This window comes from Modestobacter sp. URMC 112 (genome assembly GCF_053502575.1).
Genome location: NZ_CP199957.1, coordinates 1 through 26,279 on the forward strand (window position 1 = coordinate 1; position 26,279 = coordinate 26,279).

Genomic DNA, 26,279 nt, shown 5'->3' on the forward strand with positions numbered 1-26,279 from the left:
CACGAACCCCGGCCGAATGATCGGCCGAACTCCCGTGGCGGTTTCCCCACTCTACACCGAGTTCCGCAGCAGTCGAACCTCAGGGATTCGGCCGGCGGTTTCCCGGGCCTTGCGGCCCGGTCCGTTCTCGCTCGGTGCAGGGAGAACATTACACGGCCTCAGCGGGCCGTGCACGCGGGGGTCGACCGGGGGTCTGCTGACGACCCTCGGTCGCTGTTGAGCCGCGAGGACGCGCCTCAGGCCACGCCGTAGGGGCGGTACTGGACGCTCACGCGGGGACCGACCGGCTTCGCCGTCTTCGGGATGCAGTGCTCCCAGGTGCGCTGACAGGAGCCGCCCATCACGACGAGGTCGCCGTGGCCGAGGGTGAACCGCAGGCTCTCCCCGCCTCCCACCGGCCGGAGCATCAGCGCCCGCGGCGAACCGAAGGACACGATGGCGACCATGGTGTCCTGCGTGCGGCTGCGGCCGATCCGGTCACCGTGCCAGGCGACGCTGTCCCGGCCGTCGCGGTAGAGGCACATGCCGGCCGTCACGAACGGCTCACCCAACTCGGGCCCGTAGTGGGAGTTCAGCGCCGAGCGGGCGTCGGTGAGCGCTGGGTGGGGCAACGCCTCCTCGCCGCCGTACCAGCGGAGCAGCCGCGGCACGTCGACCTCGCGGTCGTACATCTGCCGGCGGTCGGCCCGCCAACCGATGTCCCCGAGCAGCACGTCCAGGACGACGTCGGAGCCCTCCACCCACCCGGGCAGGTGGTCGACCCAGGCGCCACGCGACAGCGGGTGCCGGGTCACCCGCCCGGCGAGCGGGGTGAGCCGTGCCTCCTCGGCGACGTCCCACATGGACGGCTGGTGCGCGAGCGACATGCACGGACGCTACCGCAGGTTTCGCACAGCTGTTCGAAAACCTGTGGACAGGCCCCTCTGCAGGGGCCCGCGCCGAGCTTGCGAGGCGTGGGGGGCAGAGGGGTCCTTACGCCGAGAGAGCCAGGACGAAGGGCAGGACCGACGAGGCACCGGCCCGGCGGAGCTCACGGCCGGCGACGGTCACGGTCCAGCGCGAGTCGGCGAGGTCGTCGACCAGGAGCACCGGGCCGTCGAGCCGGGCGAGCTGGTCGCGCAACCCCTCCCCGACGGCCACGCGGCCCCACACCCCGGCCAGCCGGAAGGCGCTGTTCCCGCCCGGCCCGCCACTGGGCCCGCCGGCCACCAGGTCCAAGGTGCCGAGGTAGGGGAGCCGGCCCAGCCGGGCGAGCCCCTGGGCCACGCCGGTGACCAGCGCCGGTCGGCGCCGGGAGGGCATCGCGACCACCGCGGCCGGGCGCTGCGCCCAGTCCCAGGACCCGAGCACCCGGGCGCAGGCCTTGAGCAGCTCGTCGTCCGGGGGTGCATCCGAGGGCAGACCGGGCCGGATCACCCGGTGGGACACATCGAGGGCGGCGTCCGGGTCCTCCTCGATGGTGGGCGCCTCGAGGTCCTCGGCGAGGGTGGCCACCCCACCGACACCGTCGTCCCCCAGCAGGGTCCGCAGCCGCTGCCCCCAGCCCAGGTCGGTCAGCCGGGCGACCGCCCGGCCCGGCTCCAGCTGGTCACCGGCGGCGATCTTGCCCTTGACGTCGACCCCCAGCCGGTCCGCGCCGGTGGGCCACTGCGCCCGCGGCGCCAGCTCGACCCCGGGCCGGTCGAGCCGGGCGGTCGCCGCCTCCGCGGCGCCGGCCGGGATGTCGGTGGCGTACCAGGGGCCGGCACACACGTCGCACCGGCCGCAGGGTGCTGCGGTCGGGTCGTCCAGCGCCGTCTGGAGGAAGGCCATCCGGCACTCCGCCGACTCCGCCGGCCGGGCGTAGGCGATCATCGCCCGCTGCTCGGCCTCCCGGGTCGCGGTCACCCGGGCGTACCGGTCGGCGTCGTAGGACCACGGCACGCCCGTCGACCGCCACCCGCCCTGCACCCGCTCCACCGCGCCGTCGACGGCGAGCACCTTGAGCAGCAGCTCGAGCCGGGAGCGGCGCACGTCGGCGACCGTCTCCAGCCGGGCCACCGACCAGGCCTTGCCGTCGGCCATCGCGGTCAGCACCGCGGCGGCGTGGTCCTGCCGGGGCATGGAGGAGGTCGCGAACCACTGCCAGATGGCGAGGTCCTCCGGGCCGGGCAGCAGCAGCACGTCGGCGTGCTCGACGGCCCGGCCGGCGCGACCGACCTGCTGGTAGTAGCTGACCGGCGACGACGGCGCTCCCAGGTGGACGACGAAGCCCAGGTCGGGCTTGTCGAAGCCCATGCCCAGCGCGGAGGTGGCCACCAGCGCCTTGACCCGGTTCTCCCGCAACGCCTCCTCGGCGTCCTTGCGGTCGGCGTCGTCCAGCCGGCCGGTGTAGGCCCGGACCTCGTGCCCACCGTCGCGCAGCAGCGCGGCGGTCTCCTCCGCCGCGGCGACGGTGAGGGTGTAGACGATCCCGCTGCCCGGCAGGTCGGACAGGTGCGCCGCCAGCCAGGCCAGCCGGGCCCGGTCGGTGTCCAGCCGGAGCACCCCGAGCCGCAATGAGTCGCGGGCCAGCGGCCCGCGCACGGTGGTCACCGCCACGCCGCCGGAGCCGAGCTGCTCGGCGACGTCCTCGACCACCCGCTCGTTCGCCGTGGCGGTGGTGGCCAGCACCGGCGTGCCGGCCGGCAGCCGGCCGAGCAGGTCGCGGATGCGGCGGTAGTCGGGGCGGAAGTCGTGGCCCCAGTCGGAGACGCAGTGCGCCTCGTCGACGACGAGCAACCCGCAGCGGGACACCAGCGCCGGGAGCTGCTCGTCGCGGAAGCGCGGGTTGGTCAGCCGCTCCGGGGAGACCAGCAGCACGTCGACGTCGTCGGCAGCCAGCCGGGCGTTGATGTCGTCCCACTCGGTCACGTTGGAGCTCGAGATCTCCACGGCCTTGATCCCCGCCCGCGCGGCCGCCGCCACCTGGTCACGCATCAGCGCGAGCAGCGGGCTGACCAGCAGCGTGGGGCCCTTGCCCCGGCGGCGGAGCAGGGCGGTGGAGACGAAGTAGACCGCCGACTTCCCCCAGCCGGTGCGCTGCACGACGAGGGCGCGCTGCCGGCGCTCGACCAACGCGGCGACCGCGGCGTCCTGCCCCTCGCGGAACACCGCGTCGGGCCGGCCGGTGAGCTCGCGGAGCACCCCGAGCGCCTCGTCGGCGGACTCGACGAAGGAGTCGGTGGTCGGCGACGCGATGCTGCTCATAGCGACGACCGTAGGCGGTCGCACCGACACCCTCGGCCCGCCCGGCGGACGCTGTGGACGGCGGGAGAGGATGGGCGCGATGCTGCCGCCGGACAACCACGTGCACAGCGAGTTCTCCTGGGACACCGGTCCCCGGGCCTCGATGCTGCGCACCTGCGCGGAGGCCGTCCGGATCGGCCTGCCCGCCGTCGCCTTCACCGAGCACCTGGACTTCACCTCCTGGGGCGCCGACGACCGGGCCACCGCGGAGGGGCTGACCGACCGGCACCCGGCCAACCAGCGCCCGATCGACGTGGACGTCTACGCCGAGACGATCTGGGAGTGCCGCGACCGGTACCCGACGCTGCGGGTGCTGACCGGGGTGGAGGCCGGCGAGCCACACCTGTTCGCCGGCAGCGTGGCCGCGCACCTGGGCAGCGCGCCGGTGGACCGGGTGCTGGGGTCGCTGCACTCGCTGACCGTGGACGGCCGGCTGATCGGGGTGAACCGGATGCTCACCGCCGCCGGCGGTGTGGAGACGATGCGCCGGTACCTCACCGAGATGGTCACGATGATCGAGCAGAGCGACGTCTTCCAGGTGCTCGCGCACTGCGACTACCCGCGGCGCTACTGGCCCGGGGGCCGGGACCGGTACCCCGAGGCGGCGTTCGAGGAGGAGTACCGGGCGGTGTTCGGGACCCTGGCCGGGAGCGGACGGGCCCTGGAGGTGAACACCACCAGCCCGCTGTGGTCGGTGGAACTCGTGCGCTGGTACCGCGAGGAGGGCGGGACGGCGATCAGCTTCGGCAGCGACGCCCACCTGCCGCACGCGGTCGGCCAGCGCTTCGACCTCGCGGTCGACGTCGTGGAGGCGGCCGGCTTCCGGCCCGGACGGGACCGCTTCGACTTCTGGCGCCGCTGACGGATTTACTTCAGCGCTGAGAGAGATCCGGATAGGGTCGTGCCGTGCCCCTGCCGCGCCGCGCCGTCATCGCGCTCGGTGGCAACGCCATGACCGGGCCGGACGGATCGGCGACGCCGGCGGCGCAGCGCGCGGCGATCGCGGTCGCTGCCGGGCACGTCGCCGAGGTGGTCGCCACCGGCGTGCAGGTGGTGGTGACCCACGGCAACGGCCCGCAGGTGGGCAACCTGCTGGTCAAGAACGAGCTGGCGGCGCACGTCGTGCCGCCCGTGCCGCTGGACTGGAACGTGGCCCAGACCCAGGCGACCATCGGGTTCACCCTCGCCGACGAGCTGGACGCCGAGCTCGCCGTCCGCGGTCTGCCCCAGCGCGCCGCGGCGCTGGTCACCCGCACGCTGGTCGACCCGGCCGACCCCGGGTTCCGCACCCCGACCAAGCCGGTGGGCCGGTACCTGCCCCGCGCGGAGGCACAGCGGTTCGTCGAGCTGGGCCAGGTGTGGGAGGACCGGGGCGAGCGCGGCTGGCGGCGGGTCGTCGCCTCCCCGGAGCCCCGTGCGGTCGTCGACGCCCCGGCGGTCGCGGCGCTGTCCGCCGCCGGGTTCGTCGTCGTCTGTGCCGGTGGGGGTGGGGTCCCGGTGGTCGACGACGGCCAGGACCATGACGGCGACGTCGGGCCCCTGCGCGGCGTCGAGGCCGTCATCGACAAGGACCTGACGGCCGCGCTGCTGGCCCGCGAGCTGGGCGCGCAAGTGCTGGTGATCGCCACCGACGTCCCGCACGTCATGGTCGGGTTCGGCACCCCCGGAGCCCGGCCGCTGCGCCGGGTCACCCCGGCGGAGCTGCGCGGGCACGAGGCCGCCGGGGAGTTCGCCCGCGGCAGCATGGGCCCCAAGGTCCAGGCCGCACTCCGCTTCGTCGAGGGAGGCGGCTCCCGCGCCGTCGTCACCTCGCTCGAGCACATCGCCGACGCCGTCGCCGGAGACGACGTCGGCACCGTCGTCCAGCAGAAGGAAGAGTGATCCCGTGCCCGCACCCATCGAGGTCCGCAAGATCCCGCTGCACAACGTCAGTGACGCCTCGGAGCTGGCCAGGCTCATCGACGACGGGGTCATGGAGGCCGACCGGATCGTCGCCGTCATCGGCAAGACCGAGGGCAACGGCGGGGTCAACGACTACACCCGGATCATCGCCGACCGCGCGTTCCGCGAGGTGCTGGTCGAGAAGGGCAGCCGTACCCCGGAGCAGGTCAAGCAGGTCCCGATCGTCTGGTCCGGTGGCACCGACGGCGTCATCAGCCCGCACGCCACCGTCTTCGCCACCCTGCCCGAGGACGCCGTGGAGGCGACCGACGAACCACGGCTGACCGTCGGCTACGCCATGAGCGACACGCTGCTGCCCGAGGACATCGGCCGGCTCACCATGGTGCAGAAGGTCGCCCAGGGCGTGCGCCGGGCGATGGCGGAGGCGGGCATCACCGACCCCGCGGACGTGCACTACGTGCAGACCAAGACGCCGCTGCTGACCATCGAGACCATCCGCGAGGCGAAGTCCCGCGGCAAGGACACCTACTACGACGAGCCGCACGGCTCGATGGACCTGTCCAACGGCACGACGGCGCTGGGCATCGCGCTCGCGCTAGGCGAGATCGAGATGCCCGAGCAGAAGCAGGTCATGCGCGACCTCTCGTTGTTCAGCGCGGTCGCCTCCTGCTCCTCGGGGGTCGAGCTGGACCGGGCGCAGATCGTGGTCGTCGGCAACGCCCGCGGGCACGGCGGCGGGTACCGGATCGGCCACTCGGTGATGACCGACGCCCTCGACCAGGACGGCATCTGGAACGCCATCCGGGACGCCGGGCTGGACCTCCCCGAGCGGCCGCACTCCTCGGACCTGGGCGACCGGCTGGTCAACGTCTTCCTCAAGTGCGAGGCCGACCCGACCGGCTACGTGCGCGGCCGACGCAACGCCATGCTCGACGACTCGGACGTGTTCTGGCACCGGCAGATCAAGGCCACCGTCGGCGGGGTCGCCGCCTCGGTGACCGGTGACCCGGCGGTGTTCGTGTCGGTGGCGGCGGTGCACCAGGGCCCGTCCGGCGGCGGACCGGTGGCCGCGATCATCGAGGCGTAGGACGGCCTCCCTGCAGGGTCCGCCACGAGCTCGCGAGTGGCGAGGGGCGGGGGTCCTTCAGGCCTCGAACTGGACGCGGGCGATCTCCTCGCACACCGGGTCGAACATCTCCCGGCGCACCCGGTTGTGCTCCTCGTCGGCGTCGTAGGCCCGGTAGGCGGCGGCGTCCGCGAAGTCACTGGTGATCGCGAAGCCCCAGGCGCCGTCGCGCAGGCCCGCGTCCAGGCCGACCCGCACGTCGAGCAGCCCCTCGACGGGGAGCGCGACGATCGCGTCCAGGGCCGAGCGGACGACGGCCGGGTCGGTGCCCGGCCGGAGCCGGCCGACCACCACGTTGCGGATCACCGCCCCATCGTGGTGCACCGGTACCCGGCGGGCATGCCGGGGAGGTCAGCCGGCGCTGCGGTAGATGAGGAAGGCGACGTCGTCGTCGGGGGCGTCGTCGAGCAGCTGGTCGGTGAGCAGCTCGGCCAGCCGGGCGGGCGCGAGGTGGCGGCCGTCGGCCAGCGCGGCGGTGGCCCGGGCGGTCCCCTCGTCGAGGTCGCTGCCCCGCCGCTCGACCAGTCCGTCGGTGTAGAGCAGGAGGGTGGACCCGGCGGGCAGCAGGACGTCGGCCTCCGGCCGCTGCACGTCGTCCACGACGGCCAGCGGGAGCGAGCCGGCCGCCTCGAGCAGGCGGGAGCCGCCGTCGGCGTCGACGAGGACGGCGGGCACGTGCCCGGCGCTGCTGTACCGCAGCACCCCGCCGGCCGGGTCGATGACCCCGCAGAAGACGGTGCTGCAGGAGGCGCCGGGCACCAGGGAGGCGAACCGGTCCAGGGCGGAGAGCACCTGGGACGGTGAATGGCTCTCCAGCAGGAGCGCCCGGCCGGCGCTGCGCAGCTGCCCCATCACCGCGGCCGAGGGCAGGCCGCTGCCGACCACGTCGCCCACGACGACCCCGTAGCGGCCGCCGGGCAGGTCCACGACGTCGTACCAGTCGCCCCCCACCTCGAGGGTCCCCGCGGCGGGCTCGTAGTGGACGGCGAACCCGGCGGGCAGCGCGGTGGGTCCGAGGACGGCGCGCTGCAGGGTGACCGCGACCTCGGTGAAGAACTGCGTGCGCGCGTGGTCCAGCTCGGCCCGCTCGTCGGCGCGGCGCCGCTCGGCCTCGACCGCCTGCGCGTCGGTGACCGCGGCGGCGACCTGGCCGGCCACCAGGTGCAGGAAGACCCGGTACTCCTCGTCCAGACGCAGGTGCGGGCTGGTGCCCAGCACCAGCGCACCCACCGGCTGGGGCTGGCCGGGCACGGCGAGGGGAAGCACGACCGCGGTGTCCACGTCGGCCTCCCCGGCCGGGCTGGCGCCGTGCCCGACCAGCCCCGGCGCCCGGGCGGCCAGGCCGGTCGAGGTGAAGGCGGACCCGGCCGCGACCTCGGCCCACACGCCGGCCGGGAACAGGTCCGGGACGGCGGCCTGCTCGTCGACGCCCAGGCCGTAGCGGGCTGCCAGCCGGGGTCGGCCCCTGTCGTCGTCGAGCAGGTAGACCAGGCCGAACGGGCAGTCCGCCCGCGCGCCGCCCAGCACCTCCAGCGCCGCCTCGGACGCCTTCGCGGCGCTGCCGTGCACCGCGCGCGGCAGGCTGCCCAGCCGCTGGAGCACCGCCATGCGGCGGGCCGCCAGCACCCGGGCGGTGGACTCGACCAGCGTGTCCAGGATCCCGCCGACCTTCCCGCCGGGCTCGATGACGGGGCTGAAGGAGAAGGTGAAGTAGGTCTCCTCGTCGAACCCGTCCCGGCGCATGGTGAGCGGCAGGTCCTCGCTGAAGGTGGCCTGGCCGGCCAGCACGCCGTCGGCCATCGGGCCGATCACCGACCAGATGTCCCACCAGACCTCGGACAGCGGCCGGCCGAGCGCCGCGGGGTGCCGGGCGCCCAGCATCGGCGCGTAGCCGTCGTTGTAGACCATGGCCAGCTCCGGGCCCCACATGACGAGCATCGGGAACCGGGAGTTCAGGCAGGTGCTCACGGTGCCCAGCAGGGTCGGCGACCAGTCCTCGGTGTCGCCGAGCGAGGTCGAGGCCCAGTCGTGCTCCAGCACGGCGCGCTGCATCTCGGTGCGCTCACCGCTCGCGACCAGCTCGGCCAACCGCCCGTCCAGCCCGGCACCCCCTCGACCCGTACGGCCGAGGCCGCTGCGACGGCGCTCGTCGCCCCCGGGTCCTGATGATGGCATCCGCTCCTGACAGGAGCTGGCCGACGCCCACCGTCACCGGTCCAGGACGGTGAGGTACCGGATCGGGACGGCGGGGACCAGCCACACGCCGTTCGCCGACCGGGTGAACTCGGCGCCGTCGGCGTGCATGCCGGCGGCGTCCACCCGCAGGACGACGGGCGGCCCACGCCGGCTGCCGACCCGCCGGGCCGTGGCGACGTCGGAGGACAGGTGCACCGCGTGCCGGCCCATCGGCCGGAGCCCCTCGGCGAGGACGGCCGCCAGGGCGCGCCGTCCGGTGCCGTGGAACAGCTCCGCGGGCGGTGGCTCGGCGGCGTAGCCGAGGTCGACCGGGACGCTGTGCCCCTGACTGGCCCGGATCCGCCGGCCCGGCGGGTCGAGAGCGAACCGCTGCTTGTCGTTGCGAGCGACCACCTCGTCCAGCTCCGCCCGGCTGACCGGTGTCCCGGCCGCGGCCAGGGCGGCGAGCAGCGCGTCGACCTCGACCCAGCCGGCCTCGTCCAGGGTCAGCCCGACGCTGCCCGGCGCGTGCCGCAGCACGTGCGACAGACGCTTGCTGGTGCGGACGACGTCCACCGCCGTCCGGTCAGCGTTCGTCCGGCGCACGGCCCGCGTGGTCGACCAGCTCCGCGGCGCTCTCCGGTCCCCCGTGCATCCGGGCGCAGGAGGCACAGCAGAAGAAGACGCCGTCGGCCTCGACGCCGTGCCCCACCACCTTCACCCCGCACTGCTCGCAGATCGGGGCCAGCGCGTGGATCGCGCACTCGAAGCTGTCGAAGACGTGCACCGCCCCCGCGGCGTGCACCTCGAAGCTGAGCCGGTAGTCGTTGCCGCAGACCTCGCAGCTGGCCATGGCGTCCCTCCCCGTCGGCGTCGCGACCGGGACCGGCCACGCCGTCCGCGGACTACCCGACGGCGGTGCCCGGTAACGAGCGGGGCGGGGTCGAGTCGGCGGCGAGGTCTGCGATCACGGTTGCATTGCCGCCGCCGCGGCCCCGAGATCGCAGATGTCGTGGCCATCGAGGTCCGCGCGGTCAGCCAGCGGCGGTGCGGGACTCCGCGGCCAGGGCGGCCAGCGCCTGCTCGAAGCACGCCTGCGGCGGCTGCACCAGCCCGGCACCCACCTGGCCGGTGCCGGCGACCCGGCCGGCCATGCCGGTGTTGATCTGCGGCAGCCACCCGGTGCGGGCGACCTTGACGACGTCGATGCCGGTGGGTGCGCCGCGGAAGCCGAGCACCGGGATCTGCATCGCCGGGTTCTCCGCCAGGGTCAGCTGGTACATCCGCTCCGTCGTCGCCAGGGCGTCGGGGACCGTCCCGCCGACGAACCGGACGATCGCCGGCGCCGCGGCCATCGAGAACCCGCCGACCCCGTAGGTCTCCATGATCGCGGAGTCGCCGATGTCGGGATTGGCGTCCTCGGGGCCGTAGTCGCCGAGGAACAGCCCGACGGGGGTGTTCGCCGGCGCGGTGAACCAGCGGTTCCCGGTGCCGGCGGTCTGCACGCCGAAGTCCGTGCCGTTGCGGGCGAGCACGGTGACCATCGTCGAGCCGGGGACGTCGCGGGCGGCGTCCATCGCCAGCTTGGCCGTGGGCATGCCGAGGTTGAGGAAGAAGTGCTCGTTGCCGCCGATGAAGCGCAGCACCGCGGCGATGTCCGCCGACGGCGCGTCGACCTCGACGATGGCGGGCGAGAGCTCGCGCAGCGCCATCAGGGACCCGGCGCGGTTGCGGTTGTGCCCCTCGTCGCCCATCTGCAGCATCTGGGCCAGGACCGCCTTCACGTCCAGCGGGTCACCGGCCCGGCCGCGGACCGCGGCGGCCAGCACCGGCCCGAGGACGTCCCGCATCCAGGCCAGCCGGGTGACCACCTCCTCGCTGAAGGCGCCCATCCGCAGCACCTTGCCCAGGCCCTCGTTGAGGTTGGAGTACGCCCGGCCGCCGCTGACCGGGTCCTCGAGGCACCAGAGCCACATCGACGGGCTGGTGACCCCGGCCATCGGTCCGACGGCCCGGTGGTGGTGGCACGGGTCGAGGGCGATCTCCCCGGCGGCCAGGACCCGCTCGGCGTCCGCGGGGTCGGCCGCCCAGCCCTCGAAGACGCAGGCGCCCATCAGCGCGCCCCGCATGGGGCCCGACGCCGTCTCCCAGGTCAGCGGGGGCCCGGAGTGCAGCAGCGTCCGGTCCGGGAGGTCCAGGACGTCGCGGGCCGGCCGGACGTCGGTGAGCAGGGAGCCCGCGGCGAGCACGCGCTCGACGGCGGTCCGGTTGGCCGCGGCGCGGCGCGGGTCCAGGGCGAGCTGGACGAGGTCGGCCGGGTCGCCGAAGCCGGGCGGCCGCCAGTCGACGTCGGTGACGGCGGCGCCCTGGGAGCGCAGGGCGGCGGAGAAGACCTCCACCCCCGCGGCGACGACGGCCGGCGGGGCGGACAGCAGGCCGCCGAGGGGCTGGTTCACGCCTGACCTCCGAGCAGGGTGAGGGCGTACCGGGTGGCCGCCGCGTTGCTGGCGAACACCGCCGCGCCGGCCTCGGCCAGCGCGTCGGCCTGCCGGGACCAGCCCTGCGGGTCGGCCTCCGTCCCGATCAGCGCCACGACGGCCGGCAGGGCCGCCGACTGCAGGGCCGGCGCGAGTGCCGCCGCCGGGTCGGGGTCCGCGCCGTGGCCCAGCACGACGTCGAGCAGCAGGACGGCGGGCTCGCCGCCGGCGGCCAGCCCGGCGATCGCCTCCAGCCGCAGCGTGGGGTCGATCATCGGGTGCGGGCGGCCCACGGTGAGCGCGTCGTCGCCGAAGTCCACGACGACGTGCCCGCGGGCCGCGAGGTCGCCGCCCAGGTCCAGGTCCGGCCGCAGCGGCGTGTTGGACCGGACGTCGCCGAGCACGGGGGCGGCGATCAGCATCGCCTCGTCGGCGAGCGTGCCGCCGGAGTAGAAGCCCTTGAGGACGGCGCCGTCCGGGACGGCGTCCGCGGTGCCCGGGCGCGACGGCCAGGCCGGGACGGCGACGCCCAGGTCGGCGAGCAGCGACTCGACCGCGGCGGTGAGGTCGGGGCTGCCGGCGGACAGGACGGCCGAGCGCACCGGCACCGACAGGCGGGCCGCGGCCGCCTCGACGGCCGCGGCGACGGACGGTGCGGGTGGCTTGGACACCAGCAGCACCCGCTCGGTGCCCTCGTCGGCGTCCAGCGCGGCCAGGGCGTCCAGGGTCCCCAGGCCGCCGACGGCCTCGGACAGGTCGCGGCCACCGACCCCGATCACGTGCGAGACCCCGACCCCGGCCGCGTCGAGCAGGCAGCTGACCTGCTGGGCGCCGGTCCCCGAGGCGGCGACCAGCCCGACCGCGCCGGAACGGACGACGTTGGCGAAGCCGAGCGCGAGGCCGGAGACGATCGCCGTCCCGCAGTCCGGGCCCATGACCAGGACGCCGGCGTCGTGCGCGGCCAGCTTGAGGGCGACCTCGTGCTCGACCGGGATGCCGTCGCTGAAGACCAGCACGCTGGAGCCCGCCGCGATGGCGTCCGCGGCCTCGGCGACGGCGTACGGGCCGGGGACGCTGACGACGGCCAGCGCCGGGCCGGCGTCGAGCTCGGACAGCGCCGCCCCGACGGTGCGGGCGGGCACGGTGCGCGCCTCTCCGCCGGCCTCCCGGGCGCGCAGCGCGGCCTCGACGGCGGCGACCGCGTCGGCCAGTGCGGCGTCGTCGGTGGCCCGCAGCCCGACCAGGAGCTCGTCCGGCCGGGCGGCGCCGTCCGGGGCGAGGCCCATGCCGGCGGCGAGCTCGAGGTTGAGCGGGGTGGCCATGGCCACCAGGACCGCCGTGACGCCCGGCCGGGCGCCGACGTCCCGGCTCACCTGCATCAGCCGCACCGAGTCGGCGTAGACGCCGCTGCGCAGCGAGACGTGCCTTGCACCCTGACCGTCCTCCACCCGGCGGGACGCTACCGGAGGAACGCCCGGCGGCTTAGCGCTGAGGTACTTCCGACTTCCCAGATGCGGTGACAGAGTGACGCCTTCCCCGGTCCAGGGGCCTGCTCGCTCGGAGGTGACCCGCACCCGGTGAAGCCCGCTCCGTTCGGCTACGCCGACCCCACGACGGTGGACGAGGCGCTCGACGTCCTCACCGCCGAGGGAGCGGGCGCGAAGGTGCTGGCCGGAGGCCAGTCGCTGCTGCCGCTGCTGTCGATGCGGCTGGCCGCGCCGACCACGCTGGTCGACATCAACCGGGTGTCCGGCCTCGGGCGGATCGAGGCGGACCGGGACGGCGTGCGGGTGGGCGCACTGGTGCGGCACGCGGCCCTGCTCGCCTCCACCGAGGCCGCCGCCGTCCAGCCGCTGCTGGCCCGGGCGACCGCGAACGTCGCGCACCCGGCGATCCGCAACCGCGGGACCACGGTGGGCTCCATCGCCCACGCCGACCCCGCCGGCGAGATGACCGCGGTGTTGGCGCTCACGGACGGGTCCGTCACGGTGGCCACCCCGGGCGGCCGCTCGGTGGTGGGCTGGCGGGAGCTGTTCGTCGGACCCCTGGAGACGTCGGTGCACGGGCCGGCCGTCGTCCTGGAGGCGGTCTTCCCGGCGCTGCCGGCCGCGTCCGGCACCGCGTTCGCCGAGGTCTCCCGGCGCAAGGGGGACTACGCGGTGTGCGGCGCGGCCGTCGTCGTCACCGTGGACGCCGACCTGCGGGTGGCCGCCGCCCGGGCCGCCTTCCTGTCCGTCGGTCCGGTGCCCGAGGTGCACGACCTGACCGAGGCGGTGTCCGGCGCGCCGGTGGACCGGGCCGACTGGGCCGCGGCCGGCGCGCTGGCGCGCGGGCTGGTCGACCCGGACGGCGACCTGCACGCCAGCGCGGACTACCGGCGCCTGCTGGTCGCCACCCTGACCGAACGCACCCTCGCCGACGCGGGCGCGGAAGCGACCCGCCGGGCCCTGGAGGCCGCATGAGGACCGACACGGAACGGACGATCTCGGTCACCGTGAACGGTGTTCCACGTGAAGCGACCGTGCCGGTGCGGCGGCTGCTGTCCGACGCGCTGCGGCACGACCTGGGGCTGACCGGCACGCACGTGGGCTGCGAGCACGGGGTGTGCGGCTCCTGCACGGTCGTCCTGGAGGGCGTGCCGGTGCGCTCGTGCCTGGTGCTCGCCGTCCAGGTGGACGGCCGGTCGGTGACGACGGTGGAGGGGCTGTCCCGGTCCGACCACCAGGGCGGGCAGGTGCTGCACCCGGTGCAGGAGGCCTTCCGCGAGTGCCATGCCCTGCAGTGCGGGTTCTGCACGCCGGGTTTCCTCACCACGATCGCCGCCGGGCTGGAGGCCCGCGACCCGGCGGTGGAGATCACCGACGCCGAGGTCGACGACCTGATCGGCGGCAACCTGTGCCGCTGCACCGGCTACGCCAACATCGCGAAGGCCTGCCGGAGAGCGGCGGAGACGATGCGAGCCGAGGCCGCCCGATGACGACCGCGCTCTCGGTACCGAAAGCGCGGAGAGGGGGGCTCCGGTGACGACGAAGCTGTTCGGGGAGCCGGTGCGCCGGCGCGAGGACCTCCGGCTGATCACCGGCCAGGGCCGCTACCTCGACGACATCGGCGCGGGCGCGTACGCCGCGGCGTTCGTCCGCAGCCCGCACGCGCACGCCCGGGTGCTGGACGTCGACGTCACCGACGCGCTGGACGTCGAGGGGCTGCTCGCCGTCTACACCTACGAGGACCTGACCGGCCCGATGGCCGAGCCGCTGCCGGTGCTCATCCCGCACCCGCAGCTGACCGCTCCACGCACCGGGTACCCGCTGGCGAAGGACGTCGTCCAGCACGTGGGCGAGGCCGTGGTGATGGTGGTGGCCACCGACCGGTACGTGGCCGAGGACGCCGCCGAGCGGATCATGGTCAGCTACGAGGAGCTGCCGGTCGTGGTCGGGGTGGACGCCGCGCGGACGGCGGTGCACGCGGTGCACGACGACGTGCCCGACAACGTCGCGGCGCGCCATCACCAGGAGACCGGGGACGTCGAGGCGGCACTGGCGGCCAGCGCGCACACGCTGTCGTTCACCCAGTACGTCGAGCGCAGCGCCGGCATGCCGATGGAGGGCAAGGGTGTGCACGCCCGCTGGGACCCCGACGACTCCGCGCTGCGGGTGCACACCAGCACCCAGGCGTCGACGTCGGTGCGGGCCGCGATCGCCGCGAAGCTGCAGCTGTCGCTGGAGAAGGTCGAGGTCGTCGCCCCCGACGTGGGCGGCGGCTTCGGCGTGAAGATCGTGCACCCGTGGCCGGAGGAGCTGCTGGTGCCGATGGCGGCGATCGCGCTGGGCCACGAGGTGAAGTGGACCGAGGACCGCCGCGAGCACTTCGTCTCCTCGGCGCACGAACGGCAGCAGCGGCAGGAGATCACCGTCGGGTACGACGACGACGGCCGGGTCACCGCGCTGGACGTGGCGATCTGGCACGACCACGGCGCCTACACGCCCTACGGGATCATCATCCCGATCGTCACTGCGACCCAGCTGGTCGGCCCGTACGCCGTCCCGGTCTACCGGGTGCGGGTGGACAGCGTCTACACGAACACGGTCATCGTCACGCCGTACCGGGGCGCCGGCCGCCCGCAGGGCTGCTTCGCGATGGAACGGACGATGGACCGGATCGCCCAGGAGCGCGGCCTGGACCGCGCCGCGGTCCGGGAACGCAACCTGATCCGGGCCGACCAGTTCCCCTACGACCAGCACCTGACCTTCCAGGACGGCCGGCCGGTCGTCTACGACTCCGGCGACTACCCGGCGCTGCTGGCGAAGCTCACCGCGCTGGTCGGCTGGGACGACGTGGCGGGGCGGCGCGCCGAGGCCGCGGCCCGGGGCAAGCTGCTGGGCATCGGGATGGCGCTGTACGTGGAGGGGACCGGGCCGGGGCCCTACGAGGGCGGGCACGTGCAGGTGCTGGGCAGCGGCAAGGTCCTGGTGTCGACCGGCCTGACGTCGCAGGGCCAGGGCCACCAGACGGTGTTCGCGCAGATCGTCGCCTCCGAGCTCGGGGTGCCGATCGAGGACGTCGAGGTCACCACCGGGGACACCCGGCGCTTCGGGTACGCGGTGGGGACCTTCGCCTCCCGGGCCGCGGTGATGAGCGGCAACGCCGTCGCGCTGGCCGCCCGCGGGGTGCGGGAGAAGGCGCTGCGGATCGCGGCGGAGGTCCTGGAGGCCTCGCCGGACGACCTGGAGATCGCCGACGGACTGGTCGGGGTGAAGGGGACACCGGGGGCCTCGATCCCGCTGCGGACGGTCGCCGTGCTGTCCAACCCACTGCGGTACGCCTTCGACGAGGCGGCCAAGCAGGCCACCCAGTTCGCCGGGCCGGGGGACGACACCAGGCCGCCGGTGGCGCCGGGGGACGCGCCGGGTCTGGAGCACACCGACTACTACTCCCCGGTGCGGTCGACGTTCGCCTCCGGCGCGCACGCGGCGGTGGTGGAGGTCGACCCGGCGACCTACGAGATCGACGTCGTCTCCTACGCGGTGGTGCACGACTGCGGGAACGTGGTCAACCCGATGATCGTCGAGGGCCAGGTGCACGGCGGGGTCGCGCAGGGCGTGGGCGGTGCGCTGTACGAGCGGATGGCCTACGACCGGGACGGGCAGCTGCAGAACGCCTCGTTCATGGACTTCCTGATGCCCTACGCCAGCGAGGTGCCGCCGGTGGTGATCGACCACCAGCAGACGCCGTCGCCGCTGAACCCGCTGGGCATCAAGGGCGCCGGCGAGGCCGGCGTCATCCCGGGGTCGGCCGCGATCGCCTCCGCGGTCGAGGACGCCGTCGGACGGCGGGTCTCGTCCATGCCCATCTCCCCGAGCGAGCTGTACGACCTGGTGCGCTCCCCGGCCGAACCGGTGACCAACTCGACGACTGGAGCGACGGCGTGAACCTCGACGGCAGTGCGGTCCTCTCGGCGCCACCGGAGCGGGTGTGGTCGCTGCTCACCGACCCCGAGGTGCTGGCGCGGACGATCCCGGGGTGCCTGTCCCTGGAGCGGTCCGGCGAGGACAGCTACGCGATCTCGGTGTCGGCCGGGGTGGGGGCGGTCCGGGGGACCTACGCCGGGGAGGTGCGGCTGAGCGACCTCAAGCCGCACGCCTCGTACGTGATGCACGCGTCCGGGTCCGGCGGGCCGGGGTCGGTGCGGGCGACGGTGTCGGTGAACCTGCACCCCGAAGGCGACTCGACCAACGTCACCTACTCGGCGGACGCCGTCGTGGGGGGCGCGGTCGCCGGGGTGGGCCAGCGGATGATCACCGGGGTGGCCAAGCGGATGGCCGGCCAGTTCTTCGCCGCGGTGGAGGGGGAGCTGAGCGGCGCAGTGGTGCCGGCGGCTCCGGTCCCGGCCGGCAGCGCGGCCCCGGTGCCGGCGGACGCCGCGGGACAGTCCGCGCCGGCCGCCTCCGCCGCGGGACCCACGACGGCCGGCGGCTGGGTCCCGGCCGACGCCCGTCCGCTCCTGGTGGGCGCCGCCGGCGGCGGCGTGCTGACCCTGCTCGGCGTCTGGATCGGGTACCTGCTCGGCCGCCGCCGTTAGGTGTACCCGGCCATCGGCGCGGCCCCGAGCCGGCGGTCCGTCGTCACGGGCGCCGATCCCCTGGGCGACCGAACCGCTCGCCGACCGGTTGTCCCCGGCCACTCCTGCGGGTGATGATTCGGACGGATTCGTCCGGGACGATGCACGTGTCCTCCTCACGGCCGAGGGGGCCACCGTCCAGGGAGGACACGTGCACCGGGAACGCTCAGTGGCAGAGGACCAGGTCGCCGCGCTGCTCCGGACCGCCCGCCGGAAGCTGGACCTGAGCGTGGCGTTCCTCAGCCGGATCGACGAGACCACCCGGACGATGCAGGTGGTGGACTCGGCGCTGCCCGACGTCCAGGTCGGCTACGGCGGGCCGCGGGACAGCGGGTTCTGCCTGGCCGTCGTGGAGGGGCGGCTGCCCCAGGTCATGCCCGACGTCCGCGACGTCCCGGAGGCGATGCGGCTGCACCCGGACGACCTGCCGCAGATCCGCGGGCACGTCAGCGTCCCCGTGGTGCTCAGTGACGGTGCCCTGTACGGCACGCTCTGCGCCTTCGGCCTGGTCTCCGACCCGGAGGTGTCGCCGCGTGACCTCGCGCTGATGGAGGTGCTCGCCGAGGCCGCGGCCCTGCTGATCGAGCCCCAGGTCCGGCTGGAGCAGCGGCAGGCCGAGATCAGCGACCGGCTCACCCCGCTGATGACCGCCGGCGGGCCGACCATCGCCCTCCAGCCGATCGTCGGCCTCGACTCCGGCCGGCGGGTGGGCGCCGAGGCGCTCAGCCGCTTCCCGGCCGAGTGGGGACGCGCCCCCGACGTCGTCTTCGGTGAGGCGCACAGCGTCGGGGACGGCGACCGGCTGGAACTGCTCGCCCTCGCCCGCGCCGCCACGCTGCTCGACCAGGTGTCCGGTTACGTGTCGATGAACGTATCGCCGCAGACCCTGCTGACGCCGCTGTGCGCCGAGGTGCTCGCCGGCCTCCCGCTGGACCGCGTGGTGCTGGAGCTCTCCGAGCACACCCCGGTGCACGACTACGCCGCGCTGGGTGCCGCGCTGGCCCCGCTCCGGGCCCGCGGGATGAGGCTGGCGATCGACGACGTCGGCGCCGGCTTCTCCTCGCTGCGGCACATCGTGATCACCGGCCCCGACGTGATCAAGATGGACCGCAGCATCGTCAGCGGCCTGGACTCCGACCCGATCCTCGCCAGGCTGGCCCAGTCGCTGGTCGGGTTCGCGCACAGCTTCGACATCTGTGTCATCGCCGAGGGGGTGGAGACGGCGGCCGAGCACGCCGTGCTGCAGGACCTCGGCGTGGACGGCGGGCAGGGCTGGCTGTTCGGCCGGCCCGGACCCGCCGACCTGCTCGTCGACGAGGGCACCGTGCTCGCTCCCCCGCTGCGCCCGTCCGCCCGGTCCGGCGCGGAGCCGCTCCCCGCCTGACCCGTACGAGTGGTCCGGTCACGTCGGGCCCTCAAGCCGCTCCAGTCGGTGCCGACCCCGGCCGATCACTTCAGGGACGGAGATCGGGACGGACATCGTGGTTCGGGAGGGCTCGTGCGCAAGCAACGCTCGGAGTCGGAGCAGCAGATCGCCGACCTGCTGTCGACGGCGCGCAGGTCGCTGCGCCTCAGCGTCGCCTTCCTCAGCCGGATGGACGGGACGACGCAGCACCTGGAGGTCGTCGACTCGGCGATCCCGATGCTCTTCCACGACGGGATCCAGCAGAAGCAGGAGTCCACCTTCTGCCAGCTCGTCCTGGACGGGAAGCTCCCCGCCGTCATGCCCGACATGCGTAAGTCCTCGCTGGCGATGAGCCTGCCGGTGGCCCGCATCCCTCGGATCCGCAGCTACGTGACCACCCCCGTCGTCCTCAGCGACGGCTCGCTGTACGGCACCCTCTGCGCGTTCGGCTTCACCTCCGACCCCGAGCTGACCACCCGCGACAAGTCCCTCATGGACGTCCTGGCCGACGCCGCCTCGGTGATCATCGAGCCGGGACTGCGGGACGCCCAGCAGCGCACCGAGATCGAGGACCGGCTGGCACCGCTGATCGCCGCGGGCGGCCCCACCGTCGTCCTGCAGCCCATCGTCGACCTGGAGACCGGTGCCCGGGTCGGTGCCGAGGCGCTCAGCCGCTTCCCCGCCGAGTGGGGCAAGGCCCCCGACGTCTGCTTCGCCGAGGCCCACAGCGTGGGCCAGGGCGACCATCTGGAGCTGCTCGCCCTCGGCCGGGCCGCCGAACACCTGGACACGGTGAGCGGCTACGTCTCGATGAACGTCTCCCCGGCGACCCTGCTGACCCCCGAGTGCCTGGAGCTGCTGCACGCGCTGCCGCTCCCGCGGATCCTGCTCGAGCTCTCCGAGCACGACCAGGTGGAGGACTACGACGCGCTGACCGCCGTCCTCGAGCCGCTCCGCGCCCGCGGCATGAAGCTGGCGATCGACGACGTCGGGGCCGGCTTCTCCTCGCTGCGGCACATCGTGGTGACCTCGCCGGACGTGATCAAGATGGACCGCAGCATCGTCGCCGGCATCGACACCGACCCGGTGCTGTCCAAGCTCGTCTCGTCGCTGGTGGACTTCGGTCACGGCTGCGACGTCCGGGTCGTGGCCGAGGGCGTGGAGACCCCGGCCGAGCACGCCGTGCTGCGGTCGCTCGGGGTCGACCTGGGTCAGGGCTGGCTGTTCGGCCGCCCTGGGCCGGCGTCCGCGCTCGGCGACGGCGGCGCGCCCACGCTGACCAGCGTCCCGGCTCCCCGGCTCGCACCGCCGGTCCCGGTGCGGGTCCGCGCTCGGGACTGAGGCCGCGCCGGCCGGTCGGCCAGGTGCTGCTCGAACATCCTGCGGCCGGCCACGCTGGCCGGCCCATGATCGTTGTGCACCCAGTGCGGCCTCCGCGGCCGGGAGGGAGCACTGGCTGCACCACGGCGAGCGGCGCGCCTCAGCTCTGGCTGAGGACGAGCGTCGGGTAGTCGGTGTAGCCCTCGGCGCCGGCGGCGTAGAACGTGGCCGGGTTCGGCTCGTTCTCCGGGTGCCGCCCCTGCCAGCGCTCGACCAGGTCGGGGTTGGCGATGGCCAGCCGCCCGACGGCGACGGCGTCGGCGTGTGCGGCCTCGATGAGCGCCACGGCCTCGTCGCGGGTGGTCGGGGAGCCGAAGCCGCTGTTGGCGATCAGCCCGCCGCCGAACCGCCGCCGCAGCTCCTGCACCAGGTCACCGGCCGGCTCGCGGTGCAGCACGCTGAGGTAGGCCAGGCCGAGCGGCGCGAGGGCGTCCACCAGGGTGCCGTAGGTGGCCAGCACGTCGTCCCGGTCGGTCTCCAGGGCGTCCTGGATGTCGTGCTCCGGGGAGATCCGCAGGCCGACCCGGCCCGCGCCGATCGCCTCGGCGACGGCGGTCACGACCTCCACGGCGAAGCGGGCACGGCCCTCCGGCGAGCCGCCGTACCGGTCCTCGCGCCGGTTGGAGGTGGGGGCGAGGAACTCGTGGATCAGGTAGCCGTTGGCCCCGTGCACCTCCACGCCGTCCAGCCCGGCCTCGACCGCCCGGCGGGCCGCGGTGACGAAGTCCTGCACCGTCGCCTCGACCTCCTCGGTGGTCAGCGCGTACGGCACTGGGTAGGGCTGCTTGCCCCTCTCGGTGTGTCCGGCGCCGTCGATCGCGATCGCGCTGGGGGCGACGACCCGGCGCCCGCCGTTGACGTCGGGGTGGGTGACCCGCCCGGCGTGCATCACCTGCATGACGATCCGGCCGCCGCGGGCGTGCACCGCCTCGGCCACCCGCCGCCAGCCCTCGACCTGCTCGTCGGTCACGATGCCCGGCTGCCCGACGAACCCCTGGCCCTCGTGCGTGGGGTAGGTGCCCTCGGTGATGATCAGGCCGATGCTCGCGCGCTGCGCGTAGTGGTCGACGACGAGGTCCCCGGGGACACCGGCCGGGCCCGACCGCATCCGGGTGAGCGGGGCCATGACGACGCGGTTGGCGAGCTCGAGGCCGCCCAGGGTGACAGGGGAGAACAGGTCCATGCCCGGTCCGAACCGGGCGCCGGAGCGCGACCATCCCGCACGGCCCGGACTGCGATGATCGTCACGCGGCCGGGCGGAGCGGGCCGGACCGGCTCAGCCGGCGTCCGCCGGTCCGCCGGCCGCCAAGGCGGGCGGTCCCGCGGCCCGTCGCGCCGCGGGTTGGGACGGCCGTCGGGCTCGAACCGCCGGCGCATCCCGAACGCCCGGGCGCTGGGCCCGTGGCGCTGCAGGTACCGCAGCCGGGTGAGGCCGTCCTCAGCGGTGGGTCGGTGCCCTTCCGCCACCCACCAGAGGACGGCGGCGGGCTGCGGCGCGGCCTCGAACCACCGGGCCCGGTGGCGCAGGAAGCCGCCGTGCGCGCTGCGGTAGACGAACTCGTGCAGCGGCGCGTAGGACTCCCACACCGACAGGTTGAGCAGCACCGGCGACCGGTCGTCGGCCACCACGACCGCGCCGTGGCCCTCGCCCGGGCGCAGCCGCCAGACGAAGCCGGGACTCGCCTCGGCGAGCCGGTTGACCGCGTCCAGGGCGAGCACGAACTCGCGCATGACCGGATCCCCCCACGGGCCGCGCGGCCGGAAGACGTTCGCCTGCGCCAGCTGGGCCATCGGCACCTCCCGGTCCGAACATCCTGCCGCCGGACGGCGACCGGACCACCGCCAGAGCGCAGGCGCGGCAGCCAACAGCGCGATGGCCAGCACGGTGACCACCCCGTGCCCGACCCGGCCGGCCGTGACGCCGGCGGACCGGTCGAGGACGTGGTCGGCCCACTCCGGATCAGGCCAGGAAGAGGCAGAACGGGTGGCCGGCCGGGTCGAGCATCACCCGGACGTCGTCCTGAGGCTGGTGCTCCGCCTGCACGGCGCCCCCGGCTTCGGCGAAGGCGACCGCCGCGGCCAGGTCCTCGACCGCGACGTCCAGGTGCAGCTGCATCCGCTGCTCCCCCGGCCCGGCCGGCCAACGGGGCGGCACGTGGTCGGTCTCCCGCTGGAAGGACAGTCCGGGACGGCCGTCGCCGGGCCGCAGCGTCGCCCACTCGGGGTCGTCGGTGTCCAGCGGCCAGTCCAGCAGCCGGGCGTAGAACCGGGCCAGCGCGCGGGGGTCGGGACAGTCGAGCACGGTCGCGGTGAGCGTCATCGCAGGGCGGTCGGGCACGGGGTCTCCCGGGGGACGCGGACGGGACCGCGCGACCCTAACGGCGTCCACCGACACGACCGCCGCGCCGGTGCCGCCCAGCCGTCGGTGACCGCCCGTCCTCCTCCGGCGGGGGAGGAGGGCGGGCGGTCAGCGGGCGGTCAGGAGCGGCGGCGGTCGGGACGACGGCGCTCCGGGGCGAGCCGCCGGCCCGCGGTGCCCTTGAGGCCGGTGGCCAGGCCGATGATCCCGTGGCGCTGGTAGTCGGCCACCGCACGGTGCGCCAGGCGGAGCACCGACGGAGCCGAGCGCAGGTGCGGCTCCAGCCCGGAGGCCGACCGCGGCAGCATGGCGAAGGCGATGCTGATCTGCGCGGAGCTGATCGGCCGGCCCGCCCGGTCGCCGAGGTTCAGCCACACCGCCGAGTGCGGCCAGTCGAACTCGACCAGCGTCCCGCCCAGCCAGCGGCACTGGCTGAACACCAGCTCGGCGATGTCCTCCGGGCTGTCCCAGCGCAGCACGATCGGCTCGCTGCGGTCGGTCATGAGCCTGGCCTCGATCCAGTCGATCCGGACCAGCGCCGGACGGCCGGGGATCGACAGGGCGACGTCCTTGATGTCGTCGGCCCCGATGTTCAGCCGGGCGAAGGACAGGCCGTTGTGGTTGATCCGCACCCGCCGGCGCGGGCCCGGGTGGGTGTGCCCGTCGGCGCTGCGCCAGCGCAGGTGCGTCTCGAAGGGCTCACCGGAGGGCTCGAAGACCTGCTTGTCGACGTGCCCCTGGTGCACGGCCTCGATCTGCGCGGCGAGGTTGGGGTCGGTGGCGGCCACCAGCCGCGGCCAGAACGCGTCGCGCAGCTGCAGGTCGTCGAGGTCGTTCGGGGACAGGTAGGCGATCGCGGCCGCCAGGTCGTCGGGGATGACCTGGGTGACGACGGTGGAGCCGAAGTTGTCCTCGTGCCGCCAGTTGCCGAACACCCGGGCCTCCTCGGCCGTGGGCGACTGCAGGGCGGTGACGATGATGTTGGCCAGCCGCTTGCCCGCGGACGGGTTGCTGAGGCTGGGCCAGTCCGGGTCCGCCTCGGCGTAGCGGTTCCACATGGCCTGGAAGGCCAGGATGCCGTCCTGCACGGCCTTGCGCTCCGCGTTCTGGGCGGGGCTGTCCACGACCGGGCCGAGGACCGGCTCCCCGTCGTCGGTGAAGTCGATGAGCGAGCCGCACAGCGCGTTCACGCACTGCTCGAGCACCTCGGGGCTGCGGGTCAGCGTGGTGGAGACCTCGCGGGGGTAGCCGCCCTGGGCCAGGTAGCCCTCGGCGCGCAGGCCGGTCTGCACGACCCGGGCGGACCGGTCCTCGGTGGCCAGGTACAGACCGGCCGGGACGATCGGGATCCGGGCCAGGGACAGCAGGCGACCCAGCTGGAACTGGATGGTCGCCCCCCAGCCGAGGTCGATGAGGGTGAGGTCCTCGCCCTCCAGCGCGCCGGCGTTGCGGAGCGCGGTGATCAGCCGCTCGCGGGCCTTGGTGACCGTGGCGGTCATCTGGTTCCGGAGGTGCGGGCTCTCGGTGAGCGCGGAGGCGACCCGGTCGAGGATGCCGCTGTTGTCCATGACGGTGTGCAGCTCGCCGGCCAGCGCCGGGACGTCGCCGGGACGCAGGTGCAGGATGTCCAGCAGCCCGCTCACCGTCAGGTGGTAGCTGCGCCGGATCAGCTCGCTGAGGGTCTCTCGGTTGATCTCGTCCAGCATCGCGACCGACGTGACGTGCCGGGACAGCCACAGCGGGCGGGCCTCGATCTTGCGGCCGCGGGCCTGCGCGGCGTTGTTGATCAGCGTGGAGAGCAGCTCGCCCTCGCGCATCGGGCACCAGACGACCTCGGTGCCGCTCTTCTCGGCGCTCTCGACCACCCACTCGGCGAAACCGGTGAGCACCGGGCCGACGACCGCGGCCCCGTAGCGCCACGCCGTGGTCACCGCGCGGGCCATGTCGTCGGGCGCGGTGCGGACGGTCTTGGCGCGCAGGCTGGTCAGCCCGTAGTCGCCCTCCTCCGGGTCCAGCAGCGGGTCCACCGGGCCGTAGCCGTCCAGCGGCTGGCGCTCGCGCTCGAGCACCCGGGCCAGGCCGCCGTCGATGCGCTCGTAGTGCGTGCAGCGGATCCCGTGCCGGGAGGGGACGGCGACGTCGGCCAGGTGGTTGTCGCCCACGTGCCACAGCTGCTCGGGACGCAGCGCGAGCTCGTCGAGCACCACGGGCCACAGGCCGTTGGCCTTGTCCGCCCCGTACTCGTGCGAGCGGAAGAGCCGGGCGTCCTTGAGCGGCGCGAGCTCCGGCCGGTCGAGCAGCTGACGGAACTGGGCCTCGGTGAAGTAGGTGTCCGAGACCAGGACGATCGGGACGCCGTTGGCCGCGGCGCCGGCGATCAGCTCGGCGATGTCGAAGTCGACGACCAGGAACTGGTCCTCCACCGCGATCTCGGCGGCGACCAGCTCGTCCAGCGAGCCGGTGAACTGCTCCAGCGGCATCTTGCGCCAGATGTCGAACAGGGAGATCTCCGGGCCGTGCTCGGTGTGCCGGGCCTCCATCTCGGCGTTGATGCGCATGTGCCGGAAGGTCGCGTCGGTGATCCAGGCGGGGCACTGCCCGCCCCGGCGCAGGGTGTCGGCCAGCACCATGAACAGGTCCGCGGGCCGGGGCACGCGCCGCCACAGGATGGTGTCGAAGACGTCCAGCGAGAGTGCGGCGCACGACCGGTCGGCCACCGCGTTGCGGACCTTCTTCAGGCTGTCGTTCATCAGTGCGTGACCCCTATCCGTTCACCGAACCGCACCCTTGGCGGCACGATCAGTGACGACGCTAGCGGGATGGCGTGACGAAAGTCAGCACCGACGCGACGGACGGCCCCGTCACAGGACCGTTCCGTCCCATGCGTCCCAGCGACCCCGCCCGACCCGGCCCCGGCTCCCCGGCGGGCTCTAGCCTGCAGGAGTGGCAGAGCTGAACCGGGTCCTGGTCTGTACCAACCAGCTGCGCGAGATCCGCGGTTCCGAGCTGGTCACCCTGGAGCTGGTGGAGCACTTCCTGGCCCGGGGCGCGGAGGTCGACGTGGCCAACAACCTCTTCCTGTGGCCAATGGCCGGTGAGTTCGCCCAGTTGCCCGGCCAGGAGCGGCTGACGGTCGCCGAGGACCCGTACCACGAGTTCTCCGGCCCCTACGACCTCATCTGGACCCAGCACAGCCTGCTGCCCCCCAGCGTCATCGAGCAGCTGGCCGACACCGGCCTGACCACCGCCGTCGTCTGGCACCACATGTCCGCGCAGATCCACATGGAGCTGCCGCTGCTGACCGACGTGGAGGAGGCCTTCGCCGACGTGTCGACCGCGGTGTCCGGCGAGGTCGCCGACCTGCTCGAGCGGTTCGGCCTGAACCGCAAGCGGATCGCGCTGTTCGACAACCCCGCGCCCGACGTGTTCGCCGACGCGGTCCGCGGACGCACCGGCACGGACCTGGAGCGCGTGCTCGTGGTCTCCAACCACCCACCCGAGGAGGTGCTGGCCGCGGCGGCCCTGCTCCGGGAGCGCGACGGGCTGCAGGTCGACGTCCTGGGCGAGGTGACGACGGCCGCCCGGGTGACGCCGGCGCTGCTCGACGGTTACGACGCGGTCGTCACCATCGGCAAGACCGTGCAGTACGCGCTGTCCATGGGGCTGCCCTGCTACGTCTACGACCACTTCGGCGGCGTCGGCTGGCTCACCTCGGAGAACCTGGACGCCGAGCGGTGGTGGAACTTCTCCGGCCGGGCCACCCGCCGGCAGGTCGACGCCGCGACCATCGCCGAGGAGGTCACCACCGGGTTCCCCGCGGCCCTGGAGTGGGCCCGCAGCCGGCGCCCCGAGCACGCCGAGCAGTGGCGCCTGTCCGGGCAGCTGGACCGGCTGCTGGCCACCCGGGCGCTGCGCAGCCCCCGGCCCAAGCGGCTGAGCCGGGCCCAGGCCGACCGGCTGCTCGCCTTCGACGAGCTGCACCGGGGCCTCTACCGGACCCTGGAGTACTACAAGGACGAGCTCGCCCGGGCGACGGGCACCACCGGCTGACCTTCCCCGACCTGGTACCT

22 protein-coding genes are annotated in these 26,279 nt (G+C 74.4%); 10 read left to right on the forward strand and 12 right to left on the reverse strand.

All coding sequences use genetic code 11. The features are described 5' to 3' along the window. Nucleotides 1-236: 236 nt before the first annotated feature. Entirely contained in the window at nucleotides 237-866 is a 630-nt protein-coding gene (locus tag ACWIX6_RS00005; protein ID WP_448614790.1) for an alpha-ketoglutarate-dependent dioxygenase AlkB, read from the reverse strand. Between the two features lie 106 nt (nucleotides 867-972). After that, nucleotides 973-3,228: a RecQ family ATP-dependent DNA helicase gene (locus ACWIX6_RS00010; protein ID WP_448614791.1), complete on the reverse strand. Its 2,256-nt coding sequence runs from the start codon at nucleotides 3,226-3,228 to the stop codon at nucleotides 973-975. A gap of 79 nt (nucleotides 3,229-3,307) precedes the next feature. Here ACWIX6_RS00010 and ACWIX6_RS00015 point away from each other — a divergent pair, with 79 nt between their 5' ends. Genes ACWIX6_RS00015 through bar form a run of 3 tightly spaced genes read left to right on the forward strand, consistent with a single transcriptional unit; the run spans nucleotide 3,308 to nucleotide 6,256 of the window. Further along, a complete protein-coding gene (locus tag ACWIX6_RS00015; protein WP_448614792.1) occupies nucleotides 3,308-4,129 on the forward strand; it encodes a PHP domain-containing protein in 822 nt (273 codons plus the stop codon). Nucleotides 4,130-4,173: 44 nt separating this feature from the next. Next, nucleotides 4,174-5,148: a carbamate kinase gene (locus ACWIX6_RS00020; RefSeq protein ID WP_448614793.1), complete on the forward strand. Its 975-nt coding sequence runs from the start codon at nucleotides 4,174-4,176 to the stop codon at nucleotides 5,146-5,148. A gap of 4 nt (nucleotides 5,149-5,152) precedes the next feature. Continuing rightward, a complete protein-coding gene (bar, locus tag ACWIX6_RS00025) occupies nucleotides 5,153-6,256 on the forward strand; it encodes a barbiturase (protein WP_448614794.1) in 1,104 nt (367 codons plus the stop codon). A gap of 57 nt (nucleotides 6,257-6,313) precedes the next feature. Here the strand turns inward: bar and ACWIX6_RS00030 are convergent, their stop codons facing one another. From ACWIX6_RS00030 to ACWIX6_RS00055, 6 genes are all read right to left on the reverse strand, one after another. Beyond that, on the reverse strand, nucleotides 6,314-6,601 hold the full coding sequence (locus tag ACWIX6_RS00030) for a Dabb family protein (protein ID WP_448614795.1): 288 nt from the start codon (nucleotides 6,599-6,601) through the stop codon (nucleotides 6,314-6,316). A 45-nt stretch (nucleotides 6,602-6,646) separates the two neighbouring features. After that, a complete protein-coding gene (locus ACWIX6_RS00035) occupies nucleotides 6,647-8,383 on the reverse strand; it encodes a SpoIIE family protein phosphatase (protein WP_448614796.1) in 1,737 nt (578 codons plus the stop codon). Between the two features lie 120 nt (nucleotides 8,384-8,503). Next, complete coding sequence (locus ACWIX6_RS00040) at nucleotides 8,504-9,076, reverse strand: RNA 2'-phosphotransferase (protein ID WP_448614797.1); 573 nt, start codon at nucleotides 9,074-9,076, stop codon at nucleotides 8,504-8,506. Beyond that, nucleotides 9,057-9,323 (reverse strand): hypothetical protein, encoded by a 267-nt coding sequence (locus ACWIX6_RS00045; RefSeq protein ID WP_448614798.1) that lies wholly within the window; start codon nucleotides 9,321-9,323, stop codon nucleotides 9,057-9,059. Before ACWIX6_RS00045 ends, ACWIX6_RS00040 begins: the two co-directional genes overlap by 20 nt. A 181-nt stretch (nucleotides 9,324-9,504) precedes the next feature. Then, a complete protein-coding gene (locus ACWIX6_RS00050) occupies nucleotides 9,505-10,926 on the reverse strand; it encodes a DUF1116 domain-containing protein (protein WP_448614799.1) in 1,422 nt (473 codons plus the stop codon). Continuing rightward, the gene (locus tag ACWIX6_RS00055; RefSeq protein WP_448614800.1) at nucleotides 10,923-12,395 is read right to left on the reverse strand and encodes an FdrA family protein; all 1,473 of its coding nucleotides are present in this window, start codon (nucleotides 12,393-12,395) and stop codon (nucleotides 10,923-10,925) included. Before ACWIX6_RS00055 ends, ACWIX6_RS00050 begins: the two co-directional genes overlap by 4 nt. 129 nt (nucleotides 12,396-12,524) lie before the next feature. Here ACWIX6_RS00055 and ACWIX6_RS00060 point away from each other — a divergent pair, with 129 nt between their 5' ends. The 6 genes from ACWIX6_RS00060 (at nucleotide 12,525) to ACWIX6_RS00085 (ending at nucleotide 19,811) form a co-directional block, all read left to right on the forward strand. Further along, entirely contained in the window at nucleotides 12,525-13,409 is an 885-nt protein-coding gene (locus ACWIX6_RS00060; RefSeq protein ID WP_448614801.1) for an FAD binding domain-containing protein, read from the forward strand. Then, nucleotides 13,406-13,924, forward strand: a complete 519-nt coding sequence (locus ACWIX6_RS00065; RefSeq protein ID WP_448614802.1) for a (2Fe-2S)-binding protein — start codon at nucleotides 13,406-13,408, stop codon at nucleotides 13,922-13,924. The genes ACWIX6_RS00060 and ACWIX6_RS00065 overlap by 4 nt, the downstream gene beginning before the upstream one ends. 43 nt (nucleotides 13,925-13,967) lie before the next feature. Beyond that, nucleotides 13,968-16,376: an aerobic carbon-monoxide dehydrogenase large subunit gene (gene cutA, locus ACWIX6_RS00070; RefSeq protein WP_448614803.1), complete on the forward strand. Its 2,409-nt coding sequence runs from the start codon at nucleotides 13,968-13,970 to the stop codon at nucleotides 16,374-16,376. Then, on the forward strand, nucleotides 16,373-17,026 hold the full coding sequence (locus ACWIX6_RS00075) for an SRPBCC family protein (protein ID WP_448614804.1): 654 nt from the start codon (nucleotides 16,373-16,375) through the stop codon (nucleotides 17,024-17,026). Before cutA ends, ACWIX6_RS00075 begins: the two co-directional genes overlap by 4 nt. A gap of 208 nt (nucleotides 17,027-17,234) precedes the next feature. Continuing rightward, the gene (locus ACWIX6_RS00080; RefSeq protein WP_448614805.1) at nucleotides 17,235-18,449 is read left to right on the forward strand and encodes a sensor domain-containing phosphodiesterase; all 1,215 of its coding nucleotides are present in this window, start codon (nucleotides 17,235-17,237) and stop codon (nucleotides 18,447-18,449) included. A 114-nt stretch (nucleotides 18,450-18,563) separates the two neighbouring features. After that, a complete protein-coding gene (locus ACWIX6_RS00085; RefSeq protein WP_448614806.1) occupies nucleotides 18,564-19,811 on the forward strand; it encodes an EAL domain-containing protein in 1,248 nt (415 codons plus the stop codon). Between the two features lie 139 nt (nucleotides 19,812-19,950). Here ACWIX6_RS00085 and ACWIX6_RS00090 read toward each other — a convergent pair whose 3' ends face one another. From ACWIX6_RS00090 to ACWIX6_RS00105, 4 genes are all read right to left on the reverse strand, one after another. Next, nucleotides 19,951-20,976 (reverse strand): alkene reductase, encoded by a 1,026-nt coding sequence (locus tag ACWIX6_RS00090; protein ID WP_448617023.1) that lies wholly within the window; start codon nucleotides 20,974-20,976, stop codon nucleotides 19,951-19,953. Next, entirely contained in the window at nucleotides 20,883-21,641 is a 759-nt protein-coding gene (locus ACWIX6_RS00095) for a DUF3291 domain-containing protein (RefSeq protein WP_448614807.1), read from the reverse strand. Before ACWIX6_RS00095 ends, ACWIX6_RS00090 begins: the two co-directional genes overlap by 94 nt. Nucleotides 21,642-21,810: 169 nt before the next feature. Further along, the gene (locus ACWIX6_RS00100; RefSeq protein WP_448614808.1) at nucleotides 21,811-22,188 is read right to left on the reverse strand and encodes a VOC family protein; all 378 of its coding nucleotides are present in this window, start codon (nucleotides 22,186-22,188) and stop codon (nucleotides 21,811-21,813) included. A gap of 140 nt (nucleotides 22,189-22,328) precedes the next feature. After that, nucleotides 22,329-24,959: an HAD family hydrolase gene (locus ACWIX6_RS00105; protein ID WP_448614809.1), complete on the reverse strand. Its 2,631-nt coding sequence runs from the start codon at nucleotides 24,957-24,959 to the stop codon at nucleotides 22,329-22,331. Between the two features lie 193 nt (nucleotides 24,960-25,152). Here ACWIX6_RS00105 and ACWIX6_RS00110 point away from each other — a divergent pair, with 193 nt between their 5' ends. Further along, complete coding sequence (locus ACWIX6_RS00110) at nucleotides 25,153-26,259, forward strand: hypothetical protein (RefSeq protein WP_448614810.1); 1,107 nt, start codon at nucleotides 25,153-25,155, stop codon at nucleotides 26,257-26,259. Nucleotides 26,260-26,279: the final 20 nt, after the last annotated feature.